Origin of the sequence: Paenibacillus elgii NBRC 100335 (genome assembly GCF_004000865.1) — a bacterium.
Taxonomy (GTDB): domain Bacteria; phylum Bacillota; class Bacilli; order Paenibacillales; family NBRC-103111; genus Paenibacillus_G; species Paenibacillus_G elgii.
In genome coordinates this window covers 226,113-244,140 of sequence record NZ_BIMB01000002.1, presented here as the reverse complement: position 1 = coordinate 244,140, position 18,028 = coordinate 226,113, and the positions used below count along the sequence as shown (strand labels likewise).

Annotated in this window: 16 protein-coding genes and 1 pseudogene; 16 read left to right on the top strand and 1 reads right to left on the bottom strand. The window is 55.3% G+C overall.

Annotation, left to right across the window (positions count from 1 at the left end; genetic code table 11):
- Positions 1-22 precede the first annotated feature (22 nt).
- The 7 genes from PEL01S_RS02720 (at position 23) to trxB (ending at position 8,406) form a co-directional block, all read left to right on the top strand.
- Positions 23-1,561: an ABC transporter substrate-binding protein gene (locus PEL01S_RS02720; RefSeq protein ID WP_127459165.1), complete on the top strand. Its 1,539-nt coding sequence runs from the start codon at positions 23-25 to the stop codon at positions 1,559-1,561.
- 74 nt (positions 1,562-1,635) lie between these two features.
- Entirely contained in the window at positions 1,636-2,553 is a 918-nt protein-coding gene (locus tag PEL01S_RS02715; protein ID WP_127459164.1) for an ABC transporter permease, read from the top strand.
- A gap of 21 nt (positions 2,554-2,574) precedes the next feature.
- The gene (locus PEL01S_RS02710; RefSeq protein ID WP_010495885.1) at positions 2,575-3,501 is read left to right on the top strand and encodes an ABC transporter permease; all 927 of its coding nucleotides are present in this window, start codon (positions 2,575-2,577) and stop codon (positions 3,499-3,501) included.
- A gap of 37 nt (positions 3,502-3,538) precedes the next feature.
- The gene (locus PEL01S_RS02705) at positions 3,539-4,504 is read left to right on the top strand and encodes an ABC transporter ATP-binding protein (RefSeq protein ID WP_127459163.1); all 966 of its coding nucleotides are present in this window, start codon (positions 3,539-3,541) and stop codon (positions 4,502-4,504) included.
- Positions 4,505-4,510: 6 nt separating this feature from the next.
- A complete protein-coding gene (locus PEL01S_RS02700) occupies positions 4,511-5,488 on the top strand; it encodes an ABC transporter ATP-binding protein (RefSeq protein WP_127459162.1) in 978 nt (325 codons plus the stop codon).
- Positions 5,489-5,503: 15 nt separating this feature from the next.
- Entirely contained in the window at positions 5,504-7,324 is a 1,821-nt protein-coding gene (locus PEL01S_RS02695) for a S9 family peptidase (protein ID WP_127459161.1), read from the top strand.
- Between the two features lie 140 nt (positions 7,325-7,464).
- Positions 7,465-8,406, top strand: a complete 942-nt coding sequence (gene trxB, locus PEL01S_RS02690) for a thioredoxin-disulfide reductase (protein ID WP_127459160.1) — start codon at positions 7,465-7,467, stop codon at positions 8,404-8,406.
- Positions 8,407-8,527: 121 nt separating this feature from the next.
- Here trxB and PEL01S_RS02685 read toward each other — a convergent pair whose 3' ends face one another.
- Complete coding sequence (locus PEL01S_RS02685) at positions 8,528-9,217, bottom strand: hypothetical protein (protein ID WP_127459159.1); 690 nt, start codon at positions 9,215-9,217, stop codon at positions 8,528-8,530.
- A gap of 247 nt (positions 9,218-9,464) precedes the next feature.
- Here PEL01S_RS02685 and PEL01S_RS02680 point away from each other — a divergent pair, with 247 nt between their 5' ends.
- From PEL01S_RS02680 to PEL01S_RS02640, 9 genes and pseudogenes are all read left to right on the top strand, one after another.
- A complete protein-coding gene (locus tag PEL01S_RS02680; protein ID WP_127459158.1) occupies positions 9,465-10,163 on the top strand; it encodes a class I SAM-dependent methyltransferase in 699 nt (232 codons plus the stop codon).
- Between the two features lie 206 nt (positions 10,164-10,369).
- Positions 10,370-10,495, top strand: coding sequence for a hypothetical protein (locus PEL01S_RS35635; RefSeq protein ID WP_255320061.1), 126 nt, complete (start codon positions 10,370-10,372; stop codon positions 10,493-10,495).
- A gap of 174 nt (positions 10,496-10,669) precedes the next feature.
- Positions 10,670-11,584, top strand: a complete 915-nt coding sequence (locus PEL01S_RS02670) for a YitT family protein (protein WP_010495894.1) — start codon at positions 10,670-10,672, stop codon at positions 11,582-11,584.
- A gap of 23 nt (positions 11,585-11,607) precedes the next feature.
- On the top strand, positions 11,608-12,291 hold the full coding sequence (locus PEL01S_RS02665; RefSeq protein ID WP_127459156.1) for a VOC family protein: 684 nt from the start codon (positions 11,608-11,610) through the stop codon (positions 12,289-12,291).
- Positions 12,292-12,466: 175 nt separating this feature from the next.
- The gene (locus tag PEL01S_RS02660; protein WP_163768547.1) at positions 12,467-13,864 is read left to right on the top strand and encodes a M28 family peptidase; all 1,398 of its coding nucleotides are present in this window, start codon (positions 12,467-12,469) and stop codon (positions 13,862-13,864) included.
- 148 nt (positions 13,865-14,012) lie between these two features.
- The gene (locus tag PEL01S_RS02655) at positions 14,013-14,444 is read left to right on the top strand and encodes a GNAT family N-acetyltransferase (protein WP_127459154.1); all 432 of its coding nucleotides are present in this window, start codon (positions 14,013-14,015) and stop codon (positions 14,442-14,444) included.
- A gap of 1 nt (position 14,445) precedes the next feature.
- Positions 14,446-14,850 (top strand): hypothetical protein, encoded by a 405-nt coding sequence (locus tag PEL01S_RS02650; RefSeq protein ID WP_127459153.1) that lies wholly within the window; start codon positions 14,446-14,448, stop codon positions 14,848-14,850.
- A gap of 270 nt (positions 14,851-15,120) precedes the next feature.
- Positions 15,121-15,810, top strand: a pseudogene (locus PEL01S_RS02645) (dihydrolipoamide acetyltransferase family protein); the annotation flags it as partial.
- Positions 15,811-16,036: 226 nt separating this feature from the next.
- Entirely contained in the window at positions 16,037-18,028 is a 1,992-nt protein-coding gene (locus tag PEL01S_RS02640) for a serine hydrolase domain-containing protein (protein ID WP_371860669.1), read from the top strand.

Here is an 18,028-nt window from a genome sequence, read left to right as displayed (position 1 = left end):
TCCTGAAGGGGGACACACATTTATGAAAAGGTTTACATCCATCAGCTTGGCCTTGGTTCTCGCTTTGTCGGTTGGCCTTACCGGCTGTGGCAAACCGGATGCGGCGGGTGCAGGCGGGCAGCAGGGAAGCGGGCAAGCGAAGGAAAAAGTGCTGACCATCGCCCGAAGTGGCGACATTCTCGGCTTCGACGTCCACAACCACGGCTTTACGAGCACGGAGTCGGTTCACGTCAACATGTTCAACTATTTGGTCAAGCGGGACCGGGAAGGCAAGTTTCAGCCCGATCTGGCCGTATCGTGGGAAAATGTGAACCCGACCACCTGGCGGTTCAAATTGCGTCCGGGCGTCAAATTCCAGAACGGCGATCCGTTTACGGCGGCCGACGTGAAGTTTTCGCTGGAGCGCGTCGCCCAAGACGCCAAGCTGGTGGAGAACGGCAACTACAAGCAGATCAAAGAAGTGAAGGTGGTCGACGACCTGACGGCCGACGTCATTACCCACGAAGCGGAGCCCGTTCTGCTGTCGCGTCTGTCCCGCCTCGGCTCCAGCATGCTGCCGTCCAAATATATTCAGGAAAAAGGCTGGGACGAGTTTCTGAAAAAGCCTGTAGGCACCGGCCCGTACAAATTCTCCGAATGGATTCGTGACGACCGCGTCGTTCTGGTGAAAAACGACGATTATTTCGGCGAAAAAGGGAAATGGGACAAGCTGGTGTTCCGCTCGATTCCGGAGGAAGCGACACGGGTCTCCGAGCTGCTGACCGACGGGGTCGACATCGCGGTGCAGATTCCGCCGACCGATATGAAACGGATTAACAATGTCAACTCGACCCAGACGATCAGCGGTCCGACGACACGCGTCATGCTGCTGTCGCTGCGCACAACCAGCGGCCCGACGGCCGATCCGCGCGTGCGCGAGGCCATCGATCTGGCGATCAATAAAAAAGCGATTATCGACAGCCTGTTCGAAGGCGACGGCAAAGAAACGCTGACGCCGATTATCCCGGGCATCTTCGGAGCGAAGCCGGATTTGTTCGGCAAGTCGAATTACAATCCCGAGCGCGCCAAACAATTGCTGAAGGAAGCCGGCCACGAAAGCGGTCTTACGATCAACTTTACCGGCTCGGTTGGCAAGTCGCTCAAGGATAAGGAAACGTCGGAGCTGATCGCGGCGATGCTTGAAGAGGTCGGTATTAAGGTGAAGATGGAAATTTTGGAATCGAGCAAATTCAACGAAAAACGCAATGCCGGCACGACCGGCGATATGTTCCTTGTCGCGTATTCCAACTCGATGTTCGACGCTGCGCTGCTGTACAAGCGTCTGAAACCGGATACAGGGTACAACAATCCCGAAGTGATGAAGCTGCTGAGCGACGCGGAGAAAAATATGAACGCCCAGGAACGGGAGAAGCAGTTCCAGCAGGTGCAGGACATTTTGGCCAAGGACCGTCCGCAAATTCCATTGCTGCAATTGAGCGCGAACTACGGCATCAACAAACGCATAGAATTTACTCCGAGAATCGACGAAATCACATATGCGGACGAAATTATTTTGAAGTAGGCTAACCTAACTTGTTCGAGGGGTCTCAGTCGCAGACCCCTTTGTCATTCCATCCTGTCCTTGGGAGGTACACCGTGAGGCAATTTTTCGTAAAGTCGATTATGCAGTTCATCCCCGTGCTGTTTCTGATCTCCCTGATCGTGTTCCTGCTCGTTCACGTCTCCGGGGATCCGGTCACGCTGATGCTTCCGGACACGGCGACGGACGAAGACCGCAGGGCGCTGACCGTGGCGCTCGGCTTGGACCAGCCGCTGTACGTTCAATATTTCAAATTTATGGCGCAATTGGTGCAAGGGGACTTCGGCAATTCGTTCCGCTACCACCAGCCTGCGCTGCCGATCGTGCTGGACCGGCTGCCGGCGACGTTCGAGCTTGCGGCTGCGGCGATGCTTGTCGCGACGGTCATCGCCATTCCGCTCGGCATTATTTCGGCGACCAAGCGCAATTCGTTCTGGGACGTGTTCGCTACCGGAGCGGCGGTGCTCGGTAAGGCGATGCCGCATTTTTGGCTCGGCATTATGTTTATTCTGCTCTTCTCAGTGAATTTGGGGATGTTCCCGGTGTCCGGCCGCGGCACGCTGCTGCATCTGGTCCTGCCCGCGGTGACGCTCGGCACGGGGATCGCCGCCGAAATGACGCGTTTGATCCGTTCCAGTATGCTGGAAATCCTGGGACAGGATTACATTCGAACCGCCCGCAGCAAGGGCGTAGCCGAGAAGCTTGTCATTTACAAGCATGCGTTCCGCAACTCGCTCATTCCGGTCGTCACGATTATGGCGCTGCAAATTTCCACGCTGATCAGCGGGGCGCTCATTACAGAGACGATCTATGCGTGGCCCGGCATGGGGCAGCTTATTATTCAAGCGGTCAATACCCGGGATATGGCAATCGTGCAGGCTGCGGTGTTCGTCATCGCGTTCCTGGTCATTCTCAGCAACATGCTCGCGGACCTCGTCTACCGGCTGCTGGATCCGCGCATCAAATTCAATTAAACGCAGGAGGCGAGCGCACACATGAGCGTATCGATAGAAGCGCAAAGCGGACAGGTCGGCGCAGCATCCGCATCGAAGCGTCCCGGCAAGGCGGCGCGCATCGTCCGTTCGCTGCTGAAGAGCAAGACGGGCACCATCGGATTTATCATCGTCGTTGCGGTCTTGTTCATGGCGGTTTTTGCGGGCGCCGTGGCTCCGCACGATCCTGCCAAGACGAGTGCGGCCAAGCGGCTGCTGCCTCCGATGTGGATGGCGAAAGGCACGGCGGATCATCCTCTCGGCACGGACAATTTGGGGCGCGACGTCCTCAGCCGCATCATCTACGGCTCGCAAATCTCGCTGCTCGTCGGCGTATGCGCTGTGGCCGTCGCCGGAACGATCGGCGTGATCCTGGGGCTGGTCTCGGGATATTACGGAGGCTGGACCGACCGGATCATTATGCGGATCGTCGACGCCTTCCTGGCGATCCCGAATATTTTATTCATGCTCGTGATTCTTGCGGTGCTCGGTCCTGGCTTGTTCTCGCTCATTTTCGTGCTTGGGGTCACCAACTGGGTCAAGTACGCGCGCATTATCCGCGGGGAAGTGCTCAGCGTCAAGGAGCGCGATTACGTGCGAGCGGCCCGCGCCGTCGGCTCGCGCGACGTACGGATTATTTTTAAGCATATTCTGCCCAACGTCGTATCGTCATTCATCGTCGTGTCCACGCTGAGCATCGCCACCACTATTATATTGGAAGCTTCTTTAAGCTTTCTCGGCTTGGGCATTCAGCCGCCGACCGTTACGTGGGGCGGCATGCTGAGCGACGGCAGACAATATCTGGCCACCAGCTGGTGGGTCGCGACGTTCCCCGGCATCGCCATTACGATTACCGTGCTGGGGATCATTTTCCTCGGCGACTGGCTGCGCGATATATTGGACCCGCGAATGAAAACGAAAGAATCTTAATTCGCGGATGTACACGACATAAATCGAGGTGAACCCTTTGGCGCCACTGCTGGAAGTTAAAAACCTGAAAACCCATTTCAAAACCGAGGGAGGCGTCGTCGCTTCCGTCAACGGGGTTTCGTTCACGGTATCGAAAGGGGAGACGCTCGCCATCGTCGGCGAATCCGGCTGTGGGAAAAGCGTCACGTCCCTGTCCATTATGGGTCTCGTTGCTCCGCCGGGCAAAGTGGTCGGCGGGGAGATCCTGCTGGAAGGCGAGAACCTGCTCGGCAAAAGCCATAAAGAAATGCGCAAGCTCAGAGGCAACAAGCTCTCAATGATTTTTCAGGAGCCGATGACGTCCTTGAATCCGGTGTTCACGATCGGGAATCAGCTGGGCGAGGTGTTTCGCAATCACCAGAACGCGGACAAAAAGCAGGCAAGAGCGAAAAGCATCGCCATGCTGGAGAGCGTCGGCATCCCGCGGGCGGACAAAGTCGTCGATTATTTCCCGCATCAGCTCTCCGGCGGCATGCGGCAGCGTGTCATGATCGCGATGGCGCTGGCCTGCAATCCGGCGCTGCTGATCGCCGACGAGCCGACGACCGCGCTCGACGTGACGATTCAGGCGCAAATTCTGGAGCTGCTCAAAGGCTTGAGCAAGGACCGGGATACGGGCGTCGTGCTGATCACTCACGATCTCGGTGTTGTCGCGGAAATGGCCGACCGGGTCGTCGTGATGTATGCCGGCGAGGTCGTGGAGGAAGCGGACGTGTTCGAGCTGTTCGCCCGTCCGAGGCACCCGTATACGAAAGGATTGCTCGGCTCGCTGCCGAAGCTTGACGAGCAGCGTGAAGAGCTGGACTCCATCTACGGCTCGGTGCCCAATCCGCTGAACATGCCGGGCGGCTGCGCGTTCCACCCGCGCTGCCCTGTCGCAACCGAGCACTGCAAGTCCAACGTTCCGATGCTCGAACCGGTTGCCGCGGGCCATTGGGCGCGCTGCTTCTACAGTAAGGAGTGATTTGACATGAGCCAAACGAGCCAGCTACTATTGGAAGTTAAAGGGTTAAAAAAGCATTTTCCGTACAAGCAAGGCTTGTTTTCCCGGCAAAAAGGGGTTGTGCATGCCGTAGACGGCCTCGACTTTACCGTGAACCGAGGGGAGACGCTTGGGATCGTGGGCGAGTCCGGGTGCGGGAAGTCGACGGCGGGTCAGCTTATTTTGCAGCTGCTGGAGCCGACGGCAGGCGAAGTCTGGTTCGAGGGCCGCAACTTGACGGCGCTCGGCAAAGAGGACGTGCGCAAGGTGCGCCGCCATCTGCAAATCATTTTCCAGGACCCATACTCGTCGCTAAACCCGAGAATGAAGGTCGAGGATATCGTCGCCGAGCCGCTGGAGGTGCACGGCCTGTACAAAGGCGCGGCCTTGAAGGAGCGGGTCGTCGAGCTGCTGCGGCTGGTCGGCCTGGACGAGCATCATATGTCGCGGCATCCCCACGAATTCAGCGGCGGCCAGAGGCAGCGCATCGGAATTGCCCGGGCGCTCGCGCTGAATCCGAGCCTGATCGTGTGCGACGAGGCGGTGTCCGCGCTGGACGTGTCGATCCAGTCGCAAATTTTGAACCTGCTCAAGAAGCTGCAAAAGGAACTCAAGCTGACTTATATTTTCATCGCCCACGGGCTGCCGGCGGTCAAGCACATCAGCGACCGCATCGCCGTCATGTACTTGGGCAAAATCGTCGAGCTGGCGGACCGCGATTCCTTGTTCGCGCACCCCCGCCATCCGTATACGCAAGCGCTGCTATCGGCCGTTCCGGTGCCCGATCCGACGCAGCGGAAGGAGCGCATCATTCTGCAGGGTGATCTGCCCAATCCGGCGAACCCTCCGAAGGGGTGCAGCTTTCATACGCGCTGCCCTTACGCGCAGGACATTTGCCGCAGCGCGCCGCCTGCCTTGGAGCGGCAAGCGGACGGCCATTTGACGGCTTGCCATTTTCCGCTATAAAGGAGCGACCAACCGATGGAATCGAAAGCTTTGACCGAGCAAAACGATAAGCTGCACGCGTATCTTACCGTACTGTCTGCCTCCCAGCCGCAAGTGGTTCCGGGGCGCGGCCGAGTTACGTTTTTGACTAAGAAAACCGGTCTGCCTCAGCTGTGGAGCTGGGAGGCGGCGACGAACCGCTGCGAGCAGGTCATCCAGCTGCCCGACCGGGTCGTGGAAGCCAAGCATTCTCCGTGCGGCTCCCGGACGGTTATTGGGATGGATCATAAAGGGAACGAGAAGCAGCAGCTTTACGTGCTGGACAACGACACGTTGGACGTGCAGGAGCTGACGGTGTCCCCGCAGCATTTTCACAATGTCGGAGACTGGTCTCCCTGCGGACGGAAAATCGCATTTTCAAGCAACCGCCGGGGTCCCGGGCTGTTCGATGTTTTCGTGCAGGACGTCGAGACGAAGCAGGTCAAGGAGGTTTACCGGCACGAGGGCCGGTGCGTACCGCTCTGCTGGCTGCCGGACGGCAGCGGCTTGTTGATTTTGGCCGATGTGACGAATGTGGTCCAGTCGCTGCACGTGCTTGATCTGCGCAGCGGCGCGATCCGGGAGATCGGCGTGCCGGGGGCGGGCGATTACGCTTCGGTGCAGCTGGCGAAGGACGGCACGGGGTATCTGGTGAGCAATGCGGCCGAGAACACGATGGCGCTGTACCGCTTTTCCCCTGAGCGGGCGGGAGCGGAGCTGCTCGTCCATGTCCCGGCGTGGGATATCGAGGCGGCGAAACTTTCGCCGGACGGCAGCCGGATCGCGTATACCGTGAACGAAGGCGGCATTTCCGCGCTATACCTGTATGAGGTGGAAGGCGGACATTCCACAGCGGTGGAGCTGCCGCGCGGCGTGATTTCATCGCTGTCGTGGCTGAATGACGACGAGCTCATTTTCGCGCTGAAAAGCCCGGTGCTGCCGGGGGACATCTGGCGCTACGGGTTGAAGGACGAGACGCTCCGGCGGCTCACCTCGTTCGGCAGATCGGAGACGATTGAGCATCTGTGGCAGGAGGCCGAGCTGTGCACGTTCCGTTCGTTTGACGGGGTGGAGGTGCCGTACTTTTATTACCGGCCGGCCGGGAGCGCCGGACAGACGGAGGAAAGCGGTCCCGCGCCTACGGTGGTGTACGTGCATGGCGGGCCGGAATCGCAGATCCGGTTCGAATTTCACCCGGTCATTCAATATTTGGTCGGGCAAGGCTTTAACGTCGTGACGCCCAACGTGCGCGGCAGTATGGGCTACGGCAAAACGTATCTGAACCTCGACAACGCGAGAAAACGGATGGATGCGGTGGCCGATCTGGCATGGATGGTGAAGGATTTGAGCCGTTTCGCGACGGTTGACACCGGCAAAATCGGCGTTATGGGGCGAAGCTACGGCGGATTTATGGTGCTGGCCGCGCTGACCCATTACCCGGATTTATGGGCGGCCGGGGTGGACATCGTCGGCATCTCGCATTTCCGCACGTTTCTGGAAAACACCGGGGAATGGCGCAGGGCGCTGCGCGAAGCGGAATACGGCACACTGGCGGACGATTCGGACTTCTTCGAGGAGATCGCCCCGCTCAACCATTCGCAGAAGATCAAGGTGCCGCTGCTCATTTTCCACGGCCGCAACGATACGCGCGTTCCGGTCAGCGAGGCCGAGCAGCTGTATTCGGACATGCAGGCCCGCGGTCAAGAAGCGAAGCTGGTTATTTTCGAGGACGAAGGGCATCAAACGGAGAAAATGGAAAATCACATCGCGATGAATACGGAAATTGTCCGCTTTTTCCGGGAATATCTTGAAGCATAGCGCTTGGCGGAGGAAGATCTCCGTCGCTCGCGCTTTCTTCATGAATCCTTCATGTGACCTTAATCAAACCTTCATGCAACCTGTCTCCGAGGGAGATATGATAAAGCTTAAGGATAGGTAGTATGAAGGAGGAACACATCATGTACAATAGCGTAATTATCGGAACCGGCCCCGGAGGGTTGACGGCGGCAATTTATTTGGCGAGAGCGGGATTGAAGCCCTTGGTGATCGAAGGTCCGGAGCCGGGGGGACAACTGACGACGACGACCGAGGTCGAGAACTTCCCGGGCTTCCCGGAAGGAATCATGGGCCCCGAGTTAATGGATAATATGCGTAAGCAGGCCGAGCGCTTCGGCGCCGAATTCCGGACGGGATGGGTGAACAAAGCCGATCTCTCCAAGCGGCCGTTTACCCTTTCGGTCGAAGGCATGGGCGACATTCAAGCGGAAACGGTGATCGTCTCCACCGGAGCTTCTGCGAAATACCTCGGCATTCCGGGGGAAAAAGAAAACGTCGGCCGCGGGGTAAGCACCTGTGCGACATGCGACGGCTTCTTCTTCCGGGGCAAAAAAATTATCGTCATCGGCGGCGGGGATTCGGCCATGGAAGAGGCGAACTTCCTGACCCGCTTCGCTTCGGAGGTCGTTCTGGTGAACCGGCGCACCGAGCTTCGCGCGTCGAAGATCATGCAGGAGCGGGCACGCGCCAATGAGAAAATCAGCTGGCAGCTGAACCGGACCCCGCTGGAAGTCATCGCGGGCGAGCGGGGCGTGACTGGGCTTAAGGTGAGAAACAACGACACTGGCGAGGAAGAAATCATCGAGGTAGACGGCATCTTCGTAGCGATCGGCCACACGCCGAATACGAAGTTTCTGGACGACCAGCTGACGACCGACGATCACGGTTACCTGCTGGTGAAGCCCGGCACGACGGAAACGAACATTCCCGGCGTATTCGCGTGCGGCGACGTACAGGACAGCCGGTATCGGCAGGCGATCAGCGCAGCGGGCACAGGCTGCATGGCGGCGCTCGATTGCGAGAGATTTCTGGAGTCGGCCGAGCTGAAGGAGCTTGCGCGGTAATAGAATCGGATTGGACTGACCCTGGCGTCTGCAACGGCGCCAGGGCAGTTGTTTTTCTCGGGAGCTGCGGATCGCAGCTCCTTGTTTCAATACTTACTGTTAAACGATCCGTATACCCATCTTATCTTGATGTTTTCAACGGATCATATTTACTATGAATGATAAAATCCGATTGGTTTTGGTGGGCAGCGATGACCGGCGTACTGCTGTTCCAATCCGTGTAAGTGCTTCCTGAGGCGTTGGCTCTCATCTTAACGTTTTGCCATGACGCGTTGGAATAGTGCGTTTTTCCATCCGTGTCGGTTGTAATGTGCATTTGTTTAACTTGTGTTGTGGCAGGTATCGTAAGGAAGTGTTTTCTTGTCCCCCAGTCGGCGCCGTTAATCACCCTTGATCCGTTGACATAAAAGTCAAACGTACTGTTTCCGTTATTGACAATTTTGACGGTAATTTTTTCACCTGGCGATGGCTGTACATTCAAAAATTCGGATCTCCAGTAGGGGGCACATTCGCTATCCGATTTTCCTGTATTTTTGCAAGCGTGGTACCCGGTGTTGATGAAGGCCTTATATTTACCGGCAGTATAAGAAATTCCGCTTTCAACATAGTCGCCCAAACCTAACTGAAAGTTTAATACGCTGCTATTGGTTGCATTCACATTTGATGGAACGATAAGTTCCCCGACAATTCCCGAATAAGTCGAGGATTGCGTATACCACTTAATCCAGGAATCCCGATTTGCAGCAGATGCGGACAAGGATGCGCTAAGCGATGCGATGAAGACCAGCAGGACAAGAAATGTTTTTTTCATGATCCAAACCTCCTGAATTTTGGAATAATTTTACTCTATAATAATACCATTGTTCACCTAATATTTAAATATATTTCCATAAAAAGAGCTATATTATGGGTATGCGCAGTTAGGCTATGCTGATCAGCATATATTCATAGTTATTAACTATATATTTTATAAGTTTAATATATTTTTATTATAACTGTACTTTGCTTATACTATCGCTAAAGCAATCTTCTAATCTTATTCTCTGGAGGGAACCGGGATGGACCATACCAAAAAGCAGCTTATGGAACAGTTTAACGAAGCCGCAAGCGCATACGACCGCCAAAGACGCAAATTGATTCCCTGCTTCGATGACTTTTACCAAATTGCCGTTTCGCTAATGGATGAGGGGAACGATGCTCCGAGCATTTTGGATTTGGGCGCGGGCACCGGCTTGTTTTCGGCGTTCATGCTGCAGAAGCATCCCCGTGCCAAGCTGACGCTGGTAGATCTTTCCGGCCCGATGCTGGAGGTGGCCCGGACGAGATTCAGCGGCGTGCCGAATGTCACGTATATTGTTGGGGATTACACAACCTGTGAGTACTGGGAAAAGTATGACATCGTCATCTCGTCCCTTTCGATTCACCATCTTGCTGATGCTGAGAAGCAAAAGGTATACCGTACCGCCTACGCCTTGCTGAACGACAACGGACTGTTTATTAACGCGGATCAGGTGTTGGGAAGCACACCTGCGCTGGAGGAGCGGTATAAGCAGGATTGGAGACGCAAGGTGGAGAACAGCGGGCTGTCAGCAGCCGAAATTTCGGCGGCTTACGAACGGACCAAGCTGGATCGAATGTCCACCTTGGAGGAGCAGCTTGTCTGGCTGAAGCAGGCGGGATTTTCGGACGCGGATTGCATTTACAAATATTTTAATTTCGTGGTCATGGCAGGTTGGAAAAAAAGTCCAGTGAAGTGATTGACAAATCCGCAAAATGATCTCATAATTTATAAACATAAAAGTATAAAAAGTATATAAAATCCTTATGTGAAGGGAGGACCTCTCATGGTACATAGCGGCGAACAGGCGGCCCGTGCGCTTCATGAACTGTCGGAAGCCGGTGACAGGTTCGTAACCAAATTCCGGTACGCATAGACTATGAGCTGACAGTGAAGGGACAGGCGTTGCGCGAAGTAGTGAGCGAAATTCAGAAATGGGCGATGCATGCCGGCGGTCCGGAGGCTATGGAAGTCATCGGTGAAAAGAACGGCGGACGCCATGCAGAACGCGAGATTTTGCAGATTGGGTAACAGTTGAAAGCAAGCCGGGGTTGACCGAATTGCTGTACTGCAAGAAAGTGTGAAAGCACTGCGGCGTAGGCGTTATACAGCGAATTCGCGTTGCACTGCACTCTTGCAGGGGTGTAGCATTCATGATAAAAAGATGAAGAACTACATCCAAGAGCAGGGAGTGTGCAAGGCAACATGAAACAGGATCGCGGCACTTCCGGGTATGGCCGTGCGGCGGCCTTCGGAGTGCAGATGGCTTACTTGACAATCGGTTGCCTGCTGATGGCAATCAGCTATAACATGTTTCAGCATCCGCATCAGATTGCTGCGGGCGGTGTGACCGGCTTGTCCACCGTCCTCGAATATGTAACGGGATTGAAGCCGGCGATCAGCCAATGGCTGATCAACGTGCCGCTGCTTCTGGCGGGAGCGGCGGTATTCGGCCGGGGATTTGCGGTCAAAACGGTACTGGGCTCCGTCCTGCTGCCTTTGTGTATCCTATTGACCGAAGGCGTGCCGTCGCTGACCGACAACATGCTGCTGGCCGCCATATATGGCGGTATCGGAACAGGGCTCGGGCTCGGCTTGATTTTCAAAGGCAACGCCTCCTCCGGCGGGTTTACGATCGTGGCGCTGCTTCTAAATCGCAAGCTCGGCATCGGGCTGGGGAAGGCGCTGCTGATCCTCGACTTTGCCGTTATTTTAACGGCTGCGATTGTCTTTACGCCGGAGAAGGCGCTGTATGCATGGATCGGATTATTTTTAACCAAAAAGGCGCTGGAGCTGATCCATTCGGCATCGGATTCCAAGGTAGCCTTTATCATTACGGATCAAACACGCGAAGAGACGCTGCGCGCTGCGATTTTGCTGGAATTGGACCGCGGTTTGACCCGGTTCACAAGCTGGGGCGGCTATACCGGGGAACCCCGTGGGGTACTGATGGTCGTCCTGAGGAATGCCGACATTGCGCCGCTTAAGCGGATCGTCAGCACGGTAGATCCGCAAGCGTTCGTCATTCTAAGCGAGGCCAGCGAAGTGTACGGACAAGGGTTCCACAGCTATCCCTTGGTTCCGCGGGCAGGAAGGGACGCGTCGAAAGTCTTCTCGTGACCTATCACGAAGGAGAGATCGACATGAAAATAAGCGAAGTGATTTTGCATTCCTCCAATTACGAGGCGACAAAACAGTTCTATCGCGATACGCTTCAGCTTCCCGTGCTGGAAGAGAATGCGGATTCGCTGGTGATTCAGGCAGGCGAATCCAAGCTTACTTTTATGGCGGATGACCGGGAACAAGCTTATTACCACATCGCCTTCACGATTCCCGACAATAAAGCGAACGAAGCGCTGGAATGGGTGCGCAGCAAAGGAATCGAGCCGATTGCCAAAGACGATGCCGCGCAATATCCTTTTCCGAATTGGAATGCCACGGCCTTATATTTCTACGATCCGGACGGCAATCTCGTCGAATTGATCGCCCATCATTCCTTGAGCAATGCAACCAACGAGCCTTTCTCGTCCAAGGATATTTTACGGATTAGCGAGATCGGGCTTCCGGTCGAGGATCTGCCTGCCGCCCTCCGGCAGCTGCACGAATCGTTGTCGCTGGAGAAATGGAGCGGAGACGGCCTGCGATTTGCCGCGGTCGGCGATGTGGAAGGTCTGCTGATCGTGATCGATCACAAACGCCCTTGGTTTCCGGATGAGCGGATGCCCGGTATTTTTTCGACGACGGTTAAGCTTCGGACGGACCGTGCCGGCATTATCGAGCTTGGACCGAAGCCGTATCGGATCGAGAGCGTGAACGGGCAGGCTTGATCGATTAAATGAAATTAAACATAGGTTAATTATTCAAAAGCGCAAGCCTCCCCCTGCTACGGGAAGATGGCTGCGCTTTTTTCATTCGTTCATTCCAAAAATGCATACATATTTGAGCTAACCGCTGCAATAAAGTAGAAGCGTATTACATTTCACAACAAAAAGGAGTGACATGATGAAAGGAATTTTTTGGTCGCGTTTACTTTTGACCGCCGCTCTTTGCTGGGGATCGGGCGCAGGGCTCGCGTTAGCGGCTCCTCCGGAGGCCGGACCCGAAGGCGCTGTCGTCCATGGCTCGGCTAACGCCATCACCGTGAACGGGGACGCCATTTTCAACCACGTTTCGCGCTTGGCCGCGTCTTCGAGGGTAGCCGGGACGCAAAATGAGTACAATGCGGTGCAGTACATCAAAGGCGAGCTCGAGAAGTACGGCTACACGGTCAACCTGCAGTCCTTTACGTTCCCCAAATTTACCGCCCCAAGCAGCATTCAACTGACGATCGAAGGAACTCATGGACTGGCAAGCCAGCAGCTTGCTCCGCAAGCCCTGCAAAACACGCAAGGCGGCGATGTCAGCGGCGAGGTTGTCGATGCGAAAAAAGGAACGCCGCAGGATGTAAAGGGTCTGGAGCTCAAAGGAAAGATAGCTCTGATCGAAGCGGGCCAAATCGATACCAATGCAAAAATCGCTAATGTCGCGGATCAAGGCGCCGTGGCCGTCATTCTTTATAATCCTTCCTCCGATACCCCGATTTTGGATACGCAATTCAGCACTCTTTCCCTTCCGACCGTCAGCCTGTCGGGCAAAGACGCGCAAGCCTTGAAGCAAAAGACGGCGGCAAACGGCGGCCCTCGGGTACGTCTCAGTGTTCAAGGCGTAGCCGCCATGGCCGCCACCTCCTACAACGTCGTGGCTACGTTAAGGCCCAATACGACGACAACGACCAGTGATCTGGTTACGGTCGGCGCTCATCACGACTCGGTGTCCGCAGGCCCCGGAGCGAACGACGATGCTTCCGGCGTGGGCATTGTGCTGGAAGTGGCGCGGGCCGTCGCGGGTACCCAGCGGGATTCGGAGGTGCGTTTCCTGACGTTCGGCGCGGAAGAATACGGCTTATACGGCTCTCAGGCCTACGCCAACTCGCTCAGCTCCACGGATATCGGCCGGTTCATCGGGCATTTTCAACTCGATATGGTAGGCAGCAAAAATTCCGGCACCTTGGGCATGTACACGGTAAACGGACAGAAAAACGTGGTCACCGACCTGGGCGCGACCTTTGCCTCCAGATTATCCGGGGTCATTCCGTACGGCCGCTTTGGACGAAGCGATCATGTTCCGTTCTACCAGCGGGGAGTCGCCACCGCTTTGTACACCCATTCCCCTGCCGAGCCCGAATACCATACCCGGTACGACACCATCGATAAAATCAGCAAGGACAAATTGGCCAACGTCGCAACGATTGTCGGCAATTCCGTAGTGGAAATCTTGTCGCCGACGACACCGACATTCAAACGATACAAGGATTTCTTTACGCCGGTAAACTATCCGTACGACCCGAATCCGCCGGTTTGATCCGCTTCCTAGGGACTGGGCTTTGCCCCGGTCCTTTTTGCGTTTCCGGCTGGTCGCCACAAACGTTATTTTTAGGGAGGAGGATATGATAAACTGGTTGCTGACGGTGTAAAAGAAAAAAGAGCACGTAGACTGGGGATGAGACGAAATGGACTTGCATTACCGGAAAGCCGTGCTGCAGGATAGCCTGGAAATTGCCCGGTTATCCGATCAATTGGGCTACCCCGCTAACGCGGAGCAAATCGAAGCAAGGTTAGCTCCGATTCTGAATGCGGACGATCATGTCGTGATCGTGGCGGAAGCGCTGAGCAAGCTCGTCGGCTGGATTCATGCGCATGGAAGATTGCTGGTCGAATCTCCGCCCTACGCTGAAATCGGAGGCCTGGTCGTAGATCAGGAGTTCAGAGGCCAGCGGATCGGCCAACAGTTGGTACGACGTTGCGAGGAATGGGCAAGAACGAAGGGCTACCAAGAGCTTCGCGTCCGGGTCAACGTCACCCGAGTGGAGGCCCACCAATTTTACAAGCATGCAGGATTCGAAAATACGAAGACGCAGCAAGTGTTCCGAAAAGAGCTGTAGCATGAAGAAAAAAATAGCAATCGTCGCAGCCATGTTTTTTGCCGCAGCCGTCATTTACGGCGTGATCCGGCTCGAAATGGGGAGCCCGGAGCAGCAGCTCGCCCGCGTCATTGAGAAAGAAGCGTCCAAAGCCCGGGAAGCGGGCGCAGCCGTTTATTTGAAAGATCATACCGACTTCGCTTGGGACAAGGTGTACGTCTTTGGACCTTACACCGATCCGCAAACCATTAATGCCGCTGTGGGCTATCATTGGACCGATCGACATTTGTCCTATGACGATGCCAACAAAATCATCGTTTTTTGCGATAAAGGCAAAGTGGTTCGGTATATCGTCTACTCGGGCCCAATGAGCAATAATTTATACGCCAGGCCATCGAGCCGGGAAGAAGCGGCGATTTGGCCGTAGGATAACGAGATTCCGACGGGGCAGCCTGGGCGCTGGCAGGTTCAACCGATGGACCTGCCGACCGGGATACCGCAGTTGACACCCGTCTTTCTTAGGGGTACGATTGGAATAGAATTAGTACCTGATCCTATGATTACATACTAACTTTTCGTGGAGACTGCGTGGGGAGAGGGTGAGTTTAGAAAAAAGATTGGAGGAAACAACATGAGCCAGTCCAATGTTATGGAAATGACCGTGCCTCAGCGGCAGGAGGAGCTTGCCGATACTGATTACGCCATCGACGTGACGCCTGTCCGAAGGACGATTGCCGAGCGCACGAAGCGGAGCGTGACGGAGATTCCGCATGCCCTGACGATCGTCGAAGCGGACGTAACGAATCTGGTCCTGCTGCGCAGCAAGCTCAAAGACGACTTTTTGCGGCAGGAAGGCGTCAATTTGACGTACTTCGCCTTTTTTATTCAAGCGGTCGTTCGGGCGATCAAGGACTATCCGATCATGAATTCGATGTGGGCGGACGACAAAATTGTCGTGAAGCGGGACATCCATCTTTCGCTTCTGGTCGGGACAGAAGACGCGGTGCTAGCCCCGGTCATCCGGAGTGCCGATCTCCGAAATATCGCCGGACTGGCGCTGGAAATCGACAGGCTGGCTCAATTGGCGCGTACGGGCAAGCTATCGCCAAGCGACATGCAGGGAGGCACGTTCACGGTCAACAATACGGGGGCGTTCGGCTCGATCTCTTCTTTTCCGAACGTCAACTATCCGCAAGCCGCGATTTTAACGTTCGAATCCATCGTCAAAAAGCCGGTTGTCGTCGACGACCGAATCGCCGTGCGTTCGATGGTTCGACTGTGCCTGGCGCTGGACCATCGCATCTTGGACGGGGTGATTTGCGGACGCTTTTTGCAGCGGGTCAAGGAAAATCTGGAGGCGTACGGCCCGGAAGGCTCCTTGGATTGAACCTAAAGAACGATGATAAACCGCGCTCCTAAGCTAATGAAGTATTGGCTTGGGGGCGCTTTTTTGAAACGGATCAAATGGTTGGAATAGCGAGGGGCATTACGAGAACGCTGCGGCAAATTTCACTTTACATTAAGATTGTATAGAATCCAGGTTAAGTTTACCCATTTATACTGTTGTTTGTAGGGAAAAGGACAACAAAAGGGAAGTGATTCTTATGAACCGAATGGGTAAATATGGAAGTCGATTGGCTGTCGCTGCCCTGGCCGTCGCAGTATTGGCCGGGGGAGGCCCGGTGCCTGGCGTATCGGCGGAATCCGGTCCGGCAGGACCTCAGGCACCGGAGGAAGTCGAGCGATTTGTCGATGCGTTTTTTAACCAGCCGGATATTCAGAAACAGATGGCCGGTGCCGCGGTGGCCGTGGTGAAGGACGATCGGGTGCTGTTAAACAAAGGCTACGGCTACGCCAATGTAGAGCAGAAACTGCCGGTCGACCCGGACCGAACCCTATTTCGCGTCGCCTCGGTTTCCAAGGTGATTACAGCTACAGGCGTTATGCAATTGGCCGAGCAGGGGAAGCTCGATTTGAACGCCGATGTGTCGAAATATTTGGGGGAGGTTCGCATCGGGAATCGGACGGATGTACCGTTGACCATGCGGCATTTATTGATGAATGCGACCGGATTTGAGTATGGGGACATGTCCGATTCCAGAACGACCGACTTGTCCACGGAAGTTTCCTTAAAACAATATATTCTCGATAATTCGCCCACGATTATACGCCAGCCGGGACAATTTTATCGCTATGACAACCTGGGATTTACGATTCAAGGGTATGTGATCGAGCAGGTTGCGGGCCAGCCGTTCGGCGATTACGTTCAGAAACATATTTTTCAGCCGCTGGGCATGACAAACAGCGATTTTCGGCTAACTTCGGAAAATTTAAAGCGGCTCGCCGTGCCCTATAACCAGCTCGGCGATATCCTCCCTACATTTGGGACGGTCCCGACAGAGTTACCGGGTGGCGGGATGCTCTCAACCGGCTCGGACATGGCCCGGTTTATGATGGCACATCTGAACGGGGGGAAGATCGGGGGCACGGCGATTCTAGGTGAAGCAACGATTCGCGACATGCACAAGCCTCAGCTTGCCATCCATCCGAAGCTGCCGAATATGGCCTACGGCTTCGAATATTCCAATCGGCAAGATGCCAATGGGCAGTATGTGGTAGAAAAGTCCGGAGATGTAGACGGGTACCATACGGGGATGTGGTTGATTCCCGATCAGAAGGTCGGCGTTTTCGTTACCGTCAATAAGGATTTTGAGCTCCGGCAGCCTTTTTTCAGGGCCTTCATGAATCATTATTACCCGGCTGCGGGCAAGCAAGACGATGCTCATGGGCCGCTCTCCTCGTCGCTAGCCGAGTTTGCAGGCACATACAGCGATTTGCGAAACCGGATGTGGACATCGCGCATTCGCGCGGAAGACGGCAAGCTTATCGTGCAAGACCCACTTGGCGAGCATGTGCTGCATGAAATCGAGCCGCTTCTGTTTCAGGACGATCAGGGTGTCAAAGCGGCGTTCAAACGGAATGAAAAAGGCGAGGTACAGGCGTTTTATTACGATCTGAAGCTCGACAGCTGGTCCGAAAAATTGCCGCAGCCGCGCCCCTATGACGATGTCGGTCCCCAGCATCCATATGCAGCCTACATCGGCCATTTGCGCCAGCTTGATGTCATCGGGGAGGAAAGCGGCGACAACCTTTTCCGGCCTGAGCAGCCCATTACGCGGGAACAGTTTATCGGCTGGATCATCCGGTGGTCGGGCTTTGCCCCGTCGAAGCAAAAGCCGGTGTTCGCCGATGTCGCCGACAGTCCGTATGCCCAGCATATCCAGGCCGAGCAAGAGCTTGGCTTGATCCAGGGATCAGTCGGCGACCGGTTCTTCCCGCAGCAGCCATTGACACGACAGGAAGCGGCGACCATTGTATGGCGCATGGCCTTCAATCATCTGCATGGTACTCCTAAAGAAGCCAAGCTTGCAGGCAACACGGATTCATGGGCGGTGGAAGGTGTCCGCTTCGCTGTGGCGAAAGTATTATATGGACCCGAAGTTAGCCAGGACCAAAACGGAGCGGTCGACTATAGATCGACACAGCCGATGCTGAGACAAGAAGCCGCCGTATTGTTGTCCCGGTTCGCCGATCATTTATTCTAG